Genomic DNA, 16,588 nt, shown 5'->3' with positions numbered 1-16,588 from the left:
CGGTCAAAAAAATTGAATAGTGGATGCTACTTTAATTACTACTTAAATGAAAGTTATGCTTATTTTGCCTTGTATAGCTTTACTTATGAATGATAAGACAAGTCGACAATTAATATCAACTTGTCTTTTAGGATTATGATAATTGAGCTATTTTTGCTTTTGAAAACTGAGTAAATAATACTGGCACTACAAATAAAGTTAATAAGGTAGCTGTTACTAAACCACCCACGATAACGGTCGCTAAGGGTTTTTGTATTTCAGCTCCAATGCCAGTAGACATTAACATAGGTATTAAACCTAAAGCTGATGTGAGTGCAGTCATTAAAACAGGTCTTAATCTAGCAATGGCACCATTGAACGCAGCCGCTGTAGGGTCTTCACCTAGCGCTATTCTTTGATTAATACTTTCAACCATTACAACACCATTTAACACAGCAACACCAAATAGTGTTATAAATCCGACAGAACTAGGAACTGATAAATACTGTCCTGACATATATAAAGAAACTACTCCACCAATAATAGCTAATGGCACGTTTACTAAAATAAGCATCGCTTGGCCAAAGGTACCAAATGCAAAATATAATAAGAATGCAATCATAAGCAGTGATATTGGCACAACAATAGATAACCTTTTCTGGGCTCTTTGCTGATTTTCAAATTGGCCGCCTATTGATGTGGTATAACCCGTTGGTAAATCAACATTCTGAGCTATTGCAGACTGAATCTCGGCTACTACACTGCCCATATCTCTGCCTTGAACATTAGCTTGTACCACCACACGGCGTTGAACATCATCACGCCTAACTTGTGGTGGCCCAGATGCAATTGTGACAGAAGCAACATCAGCTAAACGTACAATAGCGCCATTGGGAGATTTTATTCTTAATTCAGAGATAACTTGCGGGTTATTTCTAAATTTATTTTCTAAGCGTACGTATATGTCGTATCTTTCATTACCATTAATAACTTGTCCTGCTTCTGTACCGCCTAAGCCATCACTTACGACTTCCATTACATCACCAACAGACAGACCATAGCGAGATAATTGACGGCGATTTGGTGTAATTACGAGCTGTGCTTCACCTGAAATTTGCTCCATAGCAACATCTTTAGCGCCTTTTATGGTTTTAATAACAGATTCAATTTCTTGACCTTTCGATACTAAAACATCCAAGTCTGAGCCAAATAATTTTATTGCCAGTTGTGCTTTAACACCTGATAACAATTCATCAACACGACTCGCGATAGGTTGAGAAAAATTGTAAAGTAACCCCGGGAATACTTCTAGTTTTTCTTCCATTAGATTTTGTAATTCAAAACGATTTGTTGCAGTTGTCCATCGTGCTACCGGCTTCAATCCAATGTAAATTTCAATGTTATTTACAGGCTCTGGATCACCACCTAGTTCAGGTCGACCAATTCGACTAAGTGCATACTCAACTTCAGGAAAGTCAAGTAGTAGGGCTTGAATTTTTGGCGCAACACTTAAAGTGGTCTCTAAACTTGATGATGGTGCTAATGTGACTCTTAAGTTGATTGTACCTTCCTCTAATTCTGGTACAAATTCAGTTCCCAGATGAGGAATTAACGTAACAGCTAATATGACTAAAACGACAGCAGAAGCAATAACCGATTTCACATTTTTCATCGCAAAGCCAAGTCCGATCTTATACAGAGTGTCAATGGGTTTTAATAACAAACTTTCTTTCGGTTTTATACCATTTTTAAACATAAATACAGCAAGTGCTGGGACACAAATGAGTGCGACAAAAACAGCTGCAATAATAGCAAGCATTATACTAATAGCCATTGGTTGAAATAACTTAGCTTCTACGCCTTCAAAACTAAATAATGGAAGAAAAACAACTAATATGATTAATGCGGCAAAAAATACTGGTCTTGCAACTTCTTTTGCTGCAGTAAACACTTTATCTCTTGTTGATTGTAGGTTATTTTTAACACTCAGGTGTTTATATATATTTTCAACCATAACAACTGAACCATCAACAAGCATACCGATTGCAACTGCGATACCGCCTAATGACATTAAGTTTGCAGATAAACCTGCCCATGACATCACCATAAGAGCAATTGTAATTGCGATAGGAATAGAAATTAATACAAGGGTTGTCGCTTTTAAGTCCATTAAAAATAGCGCTAAAATCACAACGATGAAAATAAAGGATAATAGTAATGCATCAACAACAGTATTTACGGCTTTAGTAATTAAATCAGCTTGATCATAAAAAACCTCAAATGTGACACCATCAGGTAAAGCTTGTTGTATTAATTCCATTCTTTGATTAATACCATCTATTGTTGCCTTTGTATTGGCTCCCATACGTTTTAACACTACGCCAGAAACAACTTCACCTAATTTTTCTATAGTATTTCCTTCAGTTCGGCGCGTCATAGTCACAGCGCCTTGCCTTATTTCACTACCTAGTTCTATTTTAGCTATATCAGAAACGGTAACAACTTTTCCATTGATGGTTTTCACAGGAGTCTGACTTATTTCTGTCATTCCTTTCTCACCACTATTGAACCAGCCCATGCCACGAATTACTAGCTGTTCTTGGCCTCGATTCATATACCACCCCCCCACATTTTCATTATTATTTTCTAGTGCATTAACAACATCTCCTTGAGTCAAGTTATAGGCTAATAATTTATGAGGATTAACATTTACTTGGTATTGTTTTACATCACCCCCATAAGATAAAACATCTGTGACACCATCAACGGGTAAAATAAGTAACTTAACAACCCAGTCGTTTAGGCTACGTAATGCCATTGCATCTAAACCAGATGCTTCATCTGCGACTAATAAATACTGAAATATTTGCCCAAGCCCAGATGTATTAGGACCAATTTCAGGCATACCAACCCCTTGAGGGATCAACTCTTTTGCAGATTGAAGCCTTTCGAAAACGAGTTGACGAGCAAAGTATATATCTGTGCCTTCTTTAAATACAACAGTAACACCTGAGAGCCCAGTCTTAGAAATAGAACGAACTTGTTCTACATCTGGTAATGCATACATAACAGCTTCAATGGGATAAGTAATGAGTTGCTCAACTTCTTCAGCTGCTAATCCTGGTGCTTCAGTATTTACAGAAACTTGTATATTTGTCACATCAGGAAATGCATCTAAATTTAATTTTGGGATCACAAATATTGACGATATTACTAATGCTATAAGGCCCAATAATATTATTAAACGATTATTGATGGCCGATTCTATTATTTTGTTAAACATAAATTGCCTTAAATTTAATTGGCTGTGAGATAAAGAGTCACCTTTTACTAATTTGGAAGTGATTATTTTCACGTTTTAATGGTTGTGTGGATCAAATCCACCTTTAGCAATTTGTGATGCAACAAAAAAAGCACCTACAACGACCACCTTAGTACCCGGTTTTATGCCAATAATCTCTCGCCCTTGAACAAAGGTACGACCTAGCGCGACTTCTACAACTTTGAATTCACCAGGATGATCTTCAACATAGACTAACCAATCTCCATCTGCACCACGCATTAAAGCTGTTTCTGGGACAGTCATAACAGGCTCTTGTTGATTAAATAAGAAATTAACGTCTGTAAACATACCTGGATGTAATTTATGTTGTTCATTATTAACTGCTAATCGTATTGTGCGAGTGCGAGACTGTTGATCTATGGTGTGACCTTCTTGGATCACAACAGCTTTAAACTCCTGATTATCAATTAATATATTGGCCTTTGTGCCTTCAGGAATATTAATTAAACTATTCGGAGGTAATTGTGCTTCAACCCAAAGTTGATGCTCATCTGCTAATAACATCAGTTCATCACCCGCAATGACTCTTTTTCCCTGTAAAAAATAATCAGCTAAAACAGCTCCTTGTGTTTGAGCATATAAAGTGTACTGACCTAGATTTTCAGTTTTTGATGCGGTTGATTTCTTAATTGCAGCTTCAGATAATCCATATGCCTTAAGTGTGCTATATGCTACTTCATGCTCAGCTTTAGCTTCTAAAAATCGTTTTTCAGTGATTGTAGCCCTACCTAATTTTTTAACTCTATTCCACTCGGCTAAACTCAGTCTGTAAGCCGCTTGTGCATTGGCAACTTCCACACTAAATAAAGTTACTAATGGCACGCCTTTTTCAATATGTTGACCTAAAATAGCGTGGCGTTTGATAACAATTGAGTCAACTCTAGGCGATACCGAATAGCTTGTATATCCATTAGCTTTCAATTCACCTGGCGCATATAAAGAGAAATTTACTTCTTGAGGCAATAACTCTGCTACTTTTATGTTGCTGATTGCCATTTGCTCTTTGCTGAAACGGGTGCCGGATTCTTCACCTTTATGCACGTGATTTTCAGATGAAAATGTATTAAGCGCTGTAAAAGCAAACATACTTGTGACTATTATGGATAATATTGTTTTATTCATTTTTATTTCCTAAATTAATTCTAGATAAATTGATTATTTATTTTACAAAGCTGATAGTGCGTTAGTTTTAAATACTCAATAGTTGCTAAATTTGCCCTTTATTTAAGTGCTATCGTTAAAGTTACTTGTTAGCTCTGGATTGCATTTCGGCTGAGAAGGAGAGCTTGTCAAAGATAACCTCATATTTAAATTCACTTTTGCTGCAATTACTTTTGGATTCTGTACCATCTGGTTTTCAAAACACATCTGGGGTGTGACTTTTTGTGTGTGCTCTGCTAATGCACTTGATACAAAACAAGCAGGTAAAAACAAACCAAGTAAGTAGGTTATATTATTTTTCATATGCATTTTTTCTCTTAATCATTACCAAAAACGAATATGCAATCTATCCGATGTAACGGATAAACATTAAAGTTCATTTTGATTTATAAATACAAGTTAGTTTGAAATTTATGAGTGAGTCTTTAGAAGTATCTTATTAAGACTATCTTTGATTAAGCTATTGGAGGACGTTGTTCAGGATCGATATGTTCAGAGTTAAAAAGAACTCTTAAAGTTTGTGATGCGTTTGGATTTAACACTATATCGGTATAATTTATAACTAAGGGAAGATATATACCAATATGGCAGTTATAACAGTGCGAACAGTCTTTTTGGTTATCAAGTTCTTGAGATATAATTTTATGTTCAAAGTTATGAAGTTGATGATCACCATTTTCTTTACAGTGAGAGTCTAATTTGGATTGTTGAAATAAAAGTTGAGATGTTTGATTAACCTTTTCATTATGATGTTGCACATCAATGAAATCCAGCATTGGCTGGCACACTAATAATGTAACTAATAAAAATAGTAATCTTGTTTTCAACATCTAAAAAAAACCTTCAATAGGATTTTAAAATCAGACGAACTCTATCATAGCAAGTCCTTTTTCTCAATGCCTTTTTCTTAAAACAATTGGTTGTGTTATTGAAACTATATAACATAACCAATTGTTTTACTGTTGTTTTAAATATGTTTTAGCTCTGATCAATGCACGTACTGCCTTTGATTTAAATTCACGTCTATACAAGGTATAAGATACGAATAAGCTTGCAAGAATGAATAGAATCGGATGAAAAAACCAACATAAAGCTGCCAATGAAAAATAATAGGATCTAAGCCCATAATTATATGAATGTGCTGCTTGGTCTTGTACTACCGCCATTTCATTTGCATAATTGAGTAAGTTTTTATTATTTTTAGCTAAATCGATAGGGGCTGCCCCTACCATCACATTAACAAAGCCATATTGCCTCATCGACCAAGTAAATTGAAAAAATGCTAAAACAAATATAAACGCTAATAAGCTTAATTTTATTTGAATTGTAAAATGGTTGGCATTAAGTGCAAAAGGTAATGAGGCAATGATAGATTCTAGTCGTTCAACCTGAGAAAAAAGGGTTAAAACACCTGCAATGATAATTAAAGTGGTCGATGCAAAAAAGGCAATATTCCGTTCAAGGTTAGCTAAAAGAGCAGCATCACCTACCCTTATGTCCCTCTGCATTAACTCCGTCATCCATTGAATTCTGTGTTGATGCAAACTTCTTGCTATGCAATCTGTTGTTTTTGCTTTTTTACGTGCAAAATATGTGTAACCAGACCAACAAAAAACAAAAGATATTAAGGCAAATGTATCTAAAAATGAAAAAAACATAATGAGTAATCAATCAAGCTAAAAATACATTTATGAAGTTTACAAATTATCCTTATGAAATTACAGTGCTCACTTCAAATTAATATGGGATTTTTACATTAAGAGATTTTAATACGTGTCGTTTTCATTATTTCCATTTCAAAACCTGCAATGACTTCGGTTGATGGATAATAAGTTATATTCACGATTGAACCTTTTAAATTTTTATATCTTTTTTTTCTGTTATATTTGAAAGGCACATCACACCCTTGAATCATCACTGTATTATGGATCCAATCAGATGTTTCTCTTTGTACATGAGATAAAACTTTTTGGTTTTCAGAGTGAATTAATTTTTTATGTTTGGATAATAACTTGTCCATTTCTTTTGTCATAAGATTACTTGAAAAGTTAATTTGACCTGTAATTTTAGACTATATTTTAACAAAAAGCAGTTTTTGTAAAAATATAGTTATTATTGTTTTAGATTACGCAAAACTGGAGTTGCAACCATGGGCTTCAATTTGTAACACCGATTGTGAAACCTGAAAGTTATTTTTTAATAACGTCTCTACTTCTAATCGACATAAGTCATCGTGTTTTTCTAAGGTGCACGCATGCTTTAATACAATATGTACGCCAATACAAATTTCTTTATTCTCACTCTTAATAATTAAATTATGTATATTTTCGATATGATCAAGCTGAAGTAATGCCTTTTCAATCTTTTTAACTGAAGGTAAACGAACACCGCAAAAGAACAAACCTATAACGCATTTATATATTAGCTTTAAGCCTGTTACCAAAACAAAAATTGAAATTAACATGCTTGAAATTGAATCAGCGGCTAACCAATCAGTATAATGAATAATGATACTTGTTATAAAGGTTATAATAGTAGAAAGTAAATCAAAAAAAGTATGAAGAAACACAGCATACACATTAATGCTATCTTTTCTTCCTCGATATAAAACAAAAGCAGAAGCACCGTGGAATAAAAACCCCAACGCTGCAATAGATGACATAATGAAAGTATTGATTTCCAGACTATCATGGTGCTCATGGTCTAATAAGCGCTCTGAACCTTGAAATAAAATAAAGCCACTAATTAATAGGTATAAACATCCGTTTATTAAGCCCCCTGTTAATTCTGCTTTTCTGTAGCCATCGCTAAAGGTTGTAGCAAGTCTAATAGCAAGTGTTGATGCTATCAAAGCTATAAATAAAGAACTATTATGTACAAACAAATGTCCAGCATCAGCATAAACAGCGAGAGAGTTAGCATGAAAAGCACCAATGATCTGTATCAACATAAAGCTGCAGGTGATACCAAGTGCTGTTAATAAGCGTCTTTGAGAAGATTTATGGGTTGTGATATCGGTCATTTAAAAAATATATTATGTTATATAGTCTCAATTGTATCCTCCGTTACGATTAAAAGCACTTTAATTTTAAATTATTACAGTTAAATACTTAGCTTATCTTCAATTTTTGATATCTACATGATACATTTTACATATTGTATGCAATTAAGAGCTTAACATGACACTAGGCGTTGGTGGTTCTACCGTAGAGGTAGAGTTAAATAAATTATCAGATATGACGAAAAATATTAATTCAATATCTAAAAATGAATTTAAAGATCGCATTAATAAAGCACAAAGGCTGATGAAACAACAAAATATAAATGTTATGTACCTAGATGCTGGTACTAACCTTTATTATTTTACTGGTTTGAAATGGTACAAAAGTGAAAGACTCGTTGGTGCGATTTTACCTGCACAAGGAGAACTAGAGTTTATAGCACCATATTTCGAAGAAGGGTCATTAAGAGATCATATGCTAATACAAGGACATTTTAATGGTTGGCATGAACATGAAAGCCCATATGCTTTATTTGCAGAGATTTTAAATAATATGGGTATTTCATCTGGAAATGTTGCAATCGATGAATCTACAGCATTTTTTGTGTTTGATGGCTTAAGAAAAGCAGCGCCTAATTTTAATTACATAAATAGTGCTGATGTAACCGCTTTATGTCGTCAGATTAAATCAAAATCAGAAATAGCACTTATGCAATGCGCAAAAAACATGACGATTGAAGTACATAAAGCTGCTGCTAGAATTCTACACCCAGGAATAACAACCTTAGAAGTGACACAATTCATTAATGAAGCACATAAGCGCGTTGGTGCATCTGGTTCGTCTTTTTGTATCGTACTATTTGGATTAGCAACATCATTTCCTCATGGTGTCAAAGACCCTCAAATCTTAAAAGACAATGATTGGGTATTAATTGATACGGGTTGTTTATTAAATGGTTACAACTCAGATATAACAAGAACCTATGCTTATGGTGAAGCTTCTCTTGAGCAAAGAGCAGCTTGGCAAGTTGAAAAAGATGCTCAAATAAATGCGTTTAATGAAGCTAAGTTAAATTCACCATGTGGTAATGTTGATGATGGTGCTAGAAAAATATTAGAGTCTCAAGGATATGGCCCTGATTATCAATTACCCGGACTACCTCATAGAACAGGTCACGGTTGTGGTTTAGATATTCATGAATGGCCTTATCTTGTAAAAGGAACTGAAACAAAGTTGGCCACAGGTATGGTGTTTAGCAATGAACCTATGTTGGTTATTCCTGGAAAATTTGGTATTCGTTTAGAAGATCATTTTTATATGGACGATAACGGACCAGTATGGTTTACAACCCCTTCGCATTCAATTGATGATCCCTTTGGATTAGAAGCATAAATACTTTTAAAAAAGCATCATTTTTATGATGTTTTTTTATTAAATATAGGGGCTGTTGATCTTTCGAAATTACTTTTGCAGCGAATTGTTGGGCATTTATACAAGGCAGAGGCTTTGTATGTGGTTGTGCCACATAAAAAGGCGATAACGCAGTAAAAATGCTCAACAAACGCTGTCCGAAGGATTCGGCTAAAAGCATTTTATTCTTTGTTGAGTCGTATTTACTTAGAATAACTAGGCTACTCGCCGCGACTAAAATGCTTTTATCTCGAACAAAATTTAACCCTGAAAGATCAACAGCCCCTAAAATCAAGATAATATTTTTAACTATCTAATTTTTATCGTCTATACTTTATTTAAACTAAATAAACATTTAACTTCAAATGTTTTAAATAAATATAATAACAAGTTAAATATCTTAGCTTTAAGCTTTTATATTAAAAAATACTCTGTCAGGGACTACTTGCTCAAAAGATTTCGTCAATTTAGGTGTAATCATGGAGATTAGTTATGACAAAAGCTTTATATTTGAATATTATTTTTTTGATATTAACCGCTTTCTCATTAGCCATTAATGCTGCAAGTAATCCATTTAAAATTGCTGCCGATATAAATTCACCTAAAAACCTCATTGAACAAATATCCCTTTATGAAAAAGCAATTGAAGAACTTGAATCAACGGAAGGTGTATATAGTGAAAAATTAGCACAAGAGCTTGCAAATTTAGCCGACATTTATCAAAAACAAGAAAAACATGATTTAGCGATAACGACATTCAACCGCTCTCTTCACCTAAATAGAATCAATGATGGATTGTACTCTAAAGCACAGTTGCCTATTTTAGATAAAATAATAATAAGTTTGAAAAAACAAAAAAAATGGAAAAAAGTACATGAAAAATACAACTATTTATATTGGTTAAATAACCGAAATTTTTCTGAGCAAGATGCGCAAATGCTGCAAGTTTTAATTAAGATTGCTAATTGGAATTTAACTTCATACGCAATGAGTTACTCTCCTAACCCCGCTCAAGATTTATATAACGCCTATTATCTTTATAAGCAGGCATTAAACATCAGTGAAAATGTATATGGACCATTTGATAAACAAAATATCTATATATTAAATAATAAAATGATAATCAGTTATTTTTTTGCGACTTTTGATCTTTCAGCAATAAACTCAAACTTAGTTGATAATAGTAACTTCACTACAACTTCAAATTATCAAAACCAAATTATTTCCCTAAAACGAACAAGCTTTACTTCTGGCAGAGACACCATATTAAATGAAATTAAAATATTAGAAAATCAAAATGATGTTGATTACTACAATATATCCAAGGTAAAACTGAAGCTTGCAGACTGGTATCTACTTTTTGAAAAACGGCAATCAGCTATGCGTTTGTATAATGAAGCCTATCAGTTTGCAATCTTAAATGATGATGAACATATCTTTACAAAAGACTTATTTCAAAAACCAATTGCTCTGCCCTACTTACCAAATTTAACAACTAATACTCGTGAAATAATTTCAAAAGATTTACTACTTTCAAATGAAAAATATATTCAGGCATCATTTGATGTTACTAAGCACGGTAGAGCAAAAAACATACGTGTTGTGAATTCAAATATGAAGGAAAGTACGAGATTAAGATCTCTTGCATTAAAATCATTGAGGCATACAAAATTTAGACCTAAACTTGTTAAGGGAATACCAATAAGAACAGAACAAATGAAATTACATATTTTTCCTAAATAAATTGGAGTTATATAATGAATTCGGTGATTAAATTATTTGATTTATTGATTTTATCTTGCATATTACTAGCGTGTAAATCTACCCAACCGCCTCCACCTCCAAGTGAACAATCATCTGGCTCGCCTGCTCCTGCTTCGAAGCCTTCCCCAACAAAAGCCAGCAAACCAACTCAATCACAGAGCAACTCTCAAAGCCAATCCAAGTCTTTGCCTCAAAGCAGTCAATCCCAACAGTCAGAGCAACAGTCAGAACAACAGTCAGAACAACAGTCAGAACAACAGTCAGAACAACAGTCAGAAGATGCATTTAGTGAAGAGCAAAGTCAATCAAGCAAAAAGGAAATAGACTTCTCTGAAGAAGAATCTAGTTCAAACTCAGAATCTAGCTCAAACTCAGAATCTAGCTCAAACTCAGAATCTAGCTCAAACTCAGAATTTAGCTCAAACTCAGAATTTAGCTCAAATTCAGAATCTAGCTCAAATTCTTCTTATAGATCGCAAAGTAGTACAGAGGGAGAAAAAAAATCCAATAGTACTAAAGCGCAATCAACAAGAGGCGAAACAATTGCAAAACTTGAGGAGAAACTTAATAAATCAATGAATGATTATGATGGCATGATACTGAGTGAAAGAGCATATATACAAAATAAAGGAAATGATGAAGGCAGTGAAGAAGAAGTAGAAAATGCCAATAATGGTAATCTTTATGACGACGTATTAAATAGTGAAACTGATTCAAATCAAGAAAAGCAAGGTGGAATGACTAATGACTCAAGCTCTGGTGTGGGGGTCATGCCGATACCAAATAAGCAATCACAAGGCGACTTTAAGCACTCTAACAACCAACAAATTTACGCTCCACCTACGGATATTTCCAGTGGAGAAGATGATGATATTGTTGCCAGACAAATAAGAGAAGCTGCGCTTAAAGAAGTAAATCCAATAATTAGGGAAAAACTATGGCAAGAATACAGAAAATACAAAAATCAAGATAAGGAGTAAAAATTATGAGTAGTTTAAATCAATTAGTATCAATTGCGCTTCCTTTAATTTTTATACTGCTTGGTTGTGCAACAACAGAGGTGAAAACGACTAAGGTGATTCCTGTCATATTTGAAACTAATGAAATACCTGATTCACAACTTTTAGATATTGGCATACAAATCTTTGATCCTGGTTTAGAAAAACTACAAGAATTAGATGATGATGCAATTTATTTTCCTGAAATTCGAGTCGCAGAAGCGAGTTACTTTCCTTACCTTTTGATGGAAACATTACAAACAAGTGCTGCTTGGGGAGCGATTAGAGTTGTTCCTTTACAACATGACTCAGTGGATGTGCTAGTAACGGGTGGAATTCTTAAATCTGATGGAGAACTGCTTACTCTTAATATTACAGTAGCAGACGCCACTGGTCGGCATTGGTATACAAAAGTGTATCAGCATAAAGCAAGTAAATACGCATATAATGAACGCATGCAATTGCTACAAGAACCTTTTCAGAATGTTTACAATCAAATAACCAATGATATATATATTTTCCAAAAAAAATTACAACCGAAACAACTGAATAAAATAAGACAAATATCCGAATTAAAATTCGCTAAATCTTTTTCACCTAATATGTTTTCAGGTCATTTATCAAAGGATACAACGGGTAACTATACAATAAACCGCCTCCCTGCAGAAGATGACCCTATGATGAATAGGATCAGGCAAATAAGAGAAAGAGATTACTTATTTGTTGATACATTACAGGAATATTATGGTCGTTATGTAAAAGGAATGAAAAACCCTTATCAAACGTGGAGAAGAGAAAGTTATCATGAAGTAATTGCAATGAGAACAATGCAGCGTAAAGCTAGGAATCAAAAATTAATAGGAGCTGCCTCTATAATTGCAGGTATATTCGCAGCAGGTAACTCTAGTGGGGCAACTCGCGCTGCTGGTGCTGTTGCGGTAGCTGGCGGCAGTTATGTTATAAAAGATGGTTTTGATAGAGACGCAGAATCACAAATACATATCGAAGCGTTACAAGAGTTAGGAGATTCTTTAGAAGCTAACTTAGAGACTCATGTAATAGAACTAGAAGATCGTACTATTACATTAAGTGGTACAGTTGATAATCAATATGAACAATGGCGAGATATTTTAAAAGATATTTATAAAATTAATGTCACTAAATAGTAAATATTACGATTGAGAGTATCGAATTATAATCCAGTGTAAGGAAGCTGCTTTTGAAAGTAAAAAATTTAGATTTAAAAATGCAATGCACTAATTTTTAAACTATATATTAAACATAAGAAAGATTTTAGGTTATTAATTAACTTCGGAGGCTGGATGACTCATAAAGATACTTCTGAATCACCAAAACAGATACTTAATAGCGCTAAAACCATAGACTTGAACTCAAACAATCAAAGCAGAGCGTCAAAAAAAGGATTAAATATTAATCTTTATTATTTACTCGGGTTAACAATTTTAATCGCGGCTTTAATTTTTGTTATTTTTTATTTACCTCAAACAATCACAAAGCCAACACTTGAGACTGATAGTAAAGTATTTATGGAAAAAGAGCTTAATAAACCAATAGATGAATCCCCTTGGCATGAAGCACAATTAGCGAAGCATAGGAAAACCTCTCAAACAATATTAGCTAAAGTATTAGAAAAACAAAATACATTAGAAAATCATCATGTGAACTTATGGCGCAAAGATCAATTTAAACACGCATTAGATAAAGCAAAAATGGGTGATTTGTCTTATCGCAGTCAAGAATTTGATAAAGCCATCGCCCTTTACAATCAATCTCTTAATCAACTAGCTAAAATAGAACTTGAAATCCCCCTTTTTTATGATAAATACTTAAAACAGGGTATAGATGCGCTTGAAAAAAATGATGCTAAAAAAGCAAAAAATAATTTGCAAATAGCGATGTATTTACAACCAAATGCAATAGAGGCACAGGAAAAGTATGATCGTGCACTCGTATTAAACAAAGTACTTTCTTTAAATAAAGAAGGGGTAGCTTTAATAAAAAATAAAGCGTTAAATATTGCCCAAAAACGATTTTTAATGGCAGCAGCTTTGGATGCGAATTCTAAGATAACGCAAGAAAATATAAAAATTGTTAACGAGAGAATAAAATATAGAGACTTTTCTAAGGTCATGTCTCAAGGTTATGTAAATTTAAATAATAAGAAATTTAATAGCGCTATTAAATTTTTTACAAGGGCGCAAAATATATATCCGGAATCGAGCGATCCAAAAACTGCAATTTTACAATCTAAAAATGAAAAAACACTCACTCACATTTCAAAAATATTAAAATTGGCCTCTGAGCTTGAAAAGAAACTTAAGTGGGAAGCCTCTGCTGAACAATATAATAAAGCATTGTTAATAGATTCAAGTCTTATTAGTGCGCGCGTAGGACTTATAAGAACTAAATCCAAGGCCGATTTAGAAAATAAACTAAATTATATTATTAACAACCCAATGAGGTTATCAAATAATAATGTATATCAAGAAGCAAAAAACACCTACAACATCGCGATAAAAATTCAAAACCCAGATAAGAATCTTGCGAGTCAAATTGCAGTTGTTGAACAACTTTTAGAGAAAAGTAGCTTGCCAATAGATATCGAAATATTATCTGATGATTTAACTTCGGTAACAATTTATCGAGTAGGTGATATAGGTCATTTTACAAATAAACACCTTTCACTAAAACCCGGTGAATATACTTTAATAGGCTCTAGGAGTGGATATAGAGATATTAGAAAAGTAGTCACTTTAATACCTGGAAGTCAAAATAATAAAATTCATGTTAAGTGCATTGAGAAAGTGAATAATGGGTGATGGTATGAATAAAAATAATAACGAACAACAGAGCAATTATCAAATAGAAAATATTATTGAACCTTTAAAATTCGTTCCTGCAAATGAAACGGTCATAGATAAAAAAGTTCAATTAAAAGGAAAATATATCATATTAACAGCTTTATTGTGTGTGAGCTTTATCGCATTACTTTATGTTTTTACGGCAAAATCAGTCACATTCAAAACGAGCCCTGAATATAATAAAATCAGTTTAGAAGGAGGATTTCATTTTAAAATGTCGGATTATTACTTGCTCCTTCCTGGCAACTATACCCTTAAATCTGACAAAGCAGGTTATTATCCATTGAATAAAAGTTTTGAAGTAACACAAAAGCAAAATCAGGAGTTTAATTTTAAGTTTTTAAAATTGCCTGGTGATCTTCAATTAATAGTCAATCCAAATGTAAAAATAAAAGTCAAAATTGACTCAGAACCAGTCAATATTAAAAATGGGGTTATCTCAAATATTTCAGCAGGTGAGCATACACTGTTAGTGTCATCAGATAAATTTTTCGATTTTAAAACCAGGTTATCTATTAAAGGAAAACAGCAACTACAAAAACTGTCAATTGCACTCTCCCCTGCTTGGGCTAGTATTTCATTCGATTCAAGCCCTTCTGCGGTTCAGATCATCGAAAATGGTAAGCTTTTAGGTAAAACCCCGATTACTCTTGATTTACTAGAAGGTACTCACTCACTCATATTTAAAAAGCAAGGTTATCAACATGTTGAAAGGGATGTTGATGTAATAGCATTAACAAAACAAACCATTTCTGACATCCATCTTGAAAAGTTATTAGGTGAATTACAGATCACAAGCAAACCTAGTGGTGCGAGTGTTACGTTTGGTGAAGAGTTTCTTGGCACAACACCTATAATAGCGCATGTACTTCCGGATATAAGTGCTTCATTATTGATATTTAAAGAAGGTTATCAACAACAAAATCAAAAGTTGAAAGTAGGTTCAGGTACTAAAGTAATAAGAAATATCACACTATCACCTATTCTTGGAGAAGTTAAATTTAAAGTAACCCCTTCAGATGCTTTAATTTATATAAATGATATATTTATGGGGCGAGCTTCTCAAGATCTGACGCTATCAGTTAAGCAACAAAATATAAAAATTGAAAAGTCAGGATATGTCACTTATCAGAAAAACATACTGCCAAACGCAACATTAGCACAAACTTTTAACATCAAACTTAAAACTTTAGAACAAGCTAAATGGGATAATATGAAGTCTATTATTTCAGATCCATCGGGTGGGAAATTAAAATTATTTAAACCTAAAAAAATATTTTATGCTGGAGCATCTCGCCGCGAACAAGGCCGCAGAGCAAACGAAATTAAACGTACTTTAAGTTTATCTCGCCCTTTTTATTTAGGTTTTACAGAAGTGACCAACAAACAATTTAAACAATTTGAAAGTGAGCATTCATCAGGCCATGTAAAAGGAAAAAGTTTAAATGGTATTGACCAACCAGTTGTAAATATAACTTGGATACAAGCAGCTTTATTTTGTAATTGGCTTTCATTAAAAGAAAAACTAAAAAATGTATATAACATAAAAGATAATAAACTGATTTCATTTGATGAAAAAGCAAAAGGTTATAGGTTACCAACAGAAGCTGAATGGATTTGGTCCTCAAGATTTATCGATGACCAAATGTTGAAATACCCATGGGGAGATTCTTTACCTCCCACTAAAAAATCAGGGAACTTTGCTGACATTTCAGGAGCAGCTATTTTAGGGAATGTACAAGCTAAATATAATGACAACTATCCTGTATCCGCACCAGTTGCGTCATTTAATAAAAATAAAAAAGGGATATATGATTTATCCGGTAATGTCGCTGAATGGAGTCATGATCTCTATGAAATACAAACCGGATTGTCTTCAAAAATACAAGTTGACCCTATGGGGCCACTTACTGGAGATTATCATGTGATTAGAGGTTCCAGTTGGGCACATGGAACAAGAACTGAATTAAGGCTTTCATTTAGAGATTATGGCAATAGTAAGAGGCAAGATCTTGGCTTTAGAATTGCTAAGTATGCAAATTAAGAGGT

Annotated in this window: 13 protein-coding genes; 6 read left to right on the top strand and 7 right to left on the bottom strand. The window is 33.4% G+C overall.

The window, feature by feature from the left end; all coding sequences use genetic code 11:
* Window positions 1-133: 133 nt before the first annotated feature.
* The 7 genes from CJF42_RS01570 to CJF42_RS01540 all read right to left on the bottom strand — a co-directional run bounded on the left by CJF42_RS01570 (window position 134) and on the right by CJF42_RS01540 (window position 7,505).
* Window positions 134-3,262: an efflux RND transporter permease subunit gene (locus tag CJF42_RS01570; protein ID WP_095365005.1), complete on the bottom strand. Its 3,129-nt coding sequence runs from the start codon at window positions 3,260-3,262 to the stop codon at window positions 134-136.
* 75 nt (window positions 3,263-3,337) lie between these two features.
* A complete protein-coding gene (locus CJF42_RS01565) occupies window positions 3,338-4,444 on the bottom strand; it encodes an efflux RND transporter periplasmic adaptor subunit (RefSeq protein WP_095364979.1) in 1,107 nt (368 codons plus the stop codon).
* A gap of 102 nt (window positions 4,445-4,546) precedes the next feature.
* Complete coding sequence (locus CJF42_RS01560) at window positions 4,547-4,786, bottom strand: hypothetical protein (protein WP_141235456.1); 240 nt, start codon at window positions 4,784-4,786, stop codon at window positions 4,547-4,549.
* Between the two features lie 152 nt (window positions 4,787-4,938).
* Complete coding sequence (locus CJF42_RS01555; protein ID WP_095364977.1) at window positions 4,939-5,313, bottom strand: hypothetical protein; 375 nt, start codon at window positions 5,311-5,313, stop codon at window positions 4,939-4,941.
* A gap of 126 nt (window positions 5,314-5,439) precedes the next feature.
* A complete protein-coding gene (locus CJF42_RS01550) occupies window positions 5,440-6,141 on the bottom strand; it encodes a DUF599 domain-containing protein (RefSeq protein WP_095364976.1) in 702 nt (233 codons plus the stop codon).
* Window positions 6,142-6,239: 98 nt separating this feature from the next.
* Window positions 6,240-6,515 (bottom strand): hypothetical protein, encoded by a 276-nt coding sequence (locus CJF42_RS01545; protein WP_095364975.1) that lies wholly within the window; start codon window positions 6,513-6,515, stop codon window positions 6,240-6,242.
* 93 nt (window positions 6,516-6,608) lie between these two features.
* A complete protein-coding gene (locus tag CJF42_RS01540; protein ID WP_095364974.1) occupies window positions 6,609-7,505 on the bottom strand; it encodes a cation diffusion facilitator family transporter in 897 nt (298 codons plus the stop codon).
* Between the two features lie 157 nt (window positions 7,506-7,662).
* On the opposite strand from CJF42_RS01540, the gene CJF42_RS01535 reads away from it, so the two are divergent.
* From CJF42_RS01535 to CJF42_RS01510, 6 genes are all read left to right on the top strand, one after another.
* On the top strand, window positions 7,663-8,877 hold the full coding sequence (locus CJF42_RS01535) for a M24 family metallopeptidase (protein WP_095364973.1): 1,215 nt from the start codon (window positions 7,663-7,665) through the stop codon (window positions 8,875-8,877).
* Between the two features lie 510 nt (window positions 8,878-9,387).
* The gene (locus CJF42_RS01530; RefSeq protein WP_095364972.1) at window positions 9,388-10,638 is read left to right on the top strand and encodes a tetratricopeptide repeat protein; all 1,251 of its coding nucleotides are present in this window, start codon (window positions 9,388-9,390) and stop codon (window positions 10,636-10,638) included.
* Window positions 10,639-10,652: 14 nt separating this feature from the next.
* The gene (locus CJF42_RS27125) at window positions 10,653-11,639 is read left to right on the top strand and encodes a hypothetical protein (RefSeq protein WP_095364971.1); all 987 of its coding nucleotides are present in this window, start codon (window positions 10,653-10,655) and stop codon (window positions 11,637-11,639) included.
* Window positions 11,640-11,644: 5 nt separating this feature from the next.
* On the top strand, window positions 11,645-12,823 hold the full coding sequence (locus CJF42_RS27120; protein ID WP_095364970.1) for a hypothetical protein: 1,179 nt from the start codon (window positions 11,645-11,647) through the stop codon (window positions 12,821-12,823).
* A gap of 156 nt (window positions 12,824-12,979) precedes the next feature.
* Window positions 12,980-14,497: a tetratricopeptide repeat protein gene (locus CJF42_RS01515; protein WP_095364969.1), complete on the top strand. Its 1,518-nt coding sequence runs from the start codon at window positions 12,980-12,982 to the stop codon at window positions 14,495-14,497.
* A 4-nt stretch (window positions 14,498-14,501) separates the two neighbouring features.
* Window positions 14,502-16,583: a PEGA domain-containing protein gene (locus CJF42_RS01510; protein ID WP_170940429.1), complete on the top strand. Its 2,082-nt coding sequence runs from the start codon at window positions 14,502-14,504 to the stop codon at window positions 16,581-16,583.
* The last annotated feature ends 5 nt before the right edge of the window (window positions 16,584-16,588 follow it).

It is taken from the genome of Pseudoalteromonas sp. NBT06-2, from assembly GCF_002276045.1.
Taxonomy (GTDB): Bacteria; Pseudomonadota; Gammaproteobacteria; order Enterobacterales; family Alteromonadaceae; genus Pseudoalteromonas.
The sequence above is the reverse complement of the archived record's forward strand: the minus strand, read 5'-3'. Positions and strand labels throughout refer to the sequence as shown.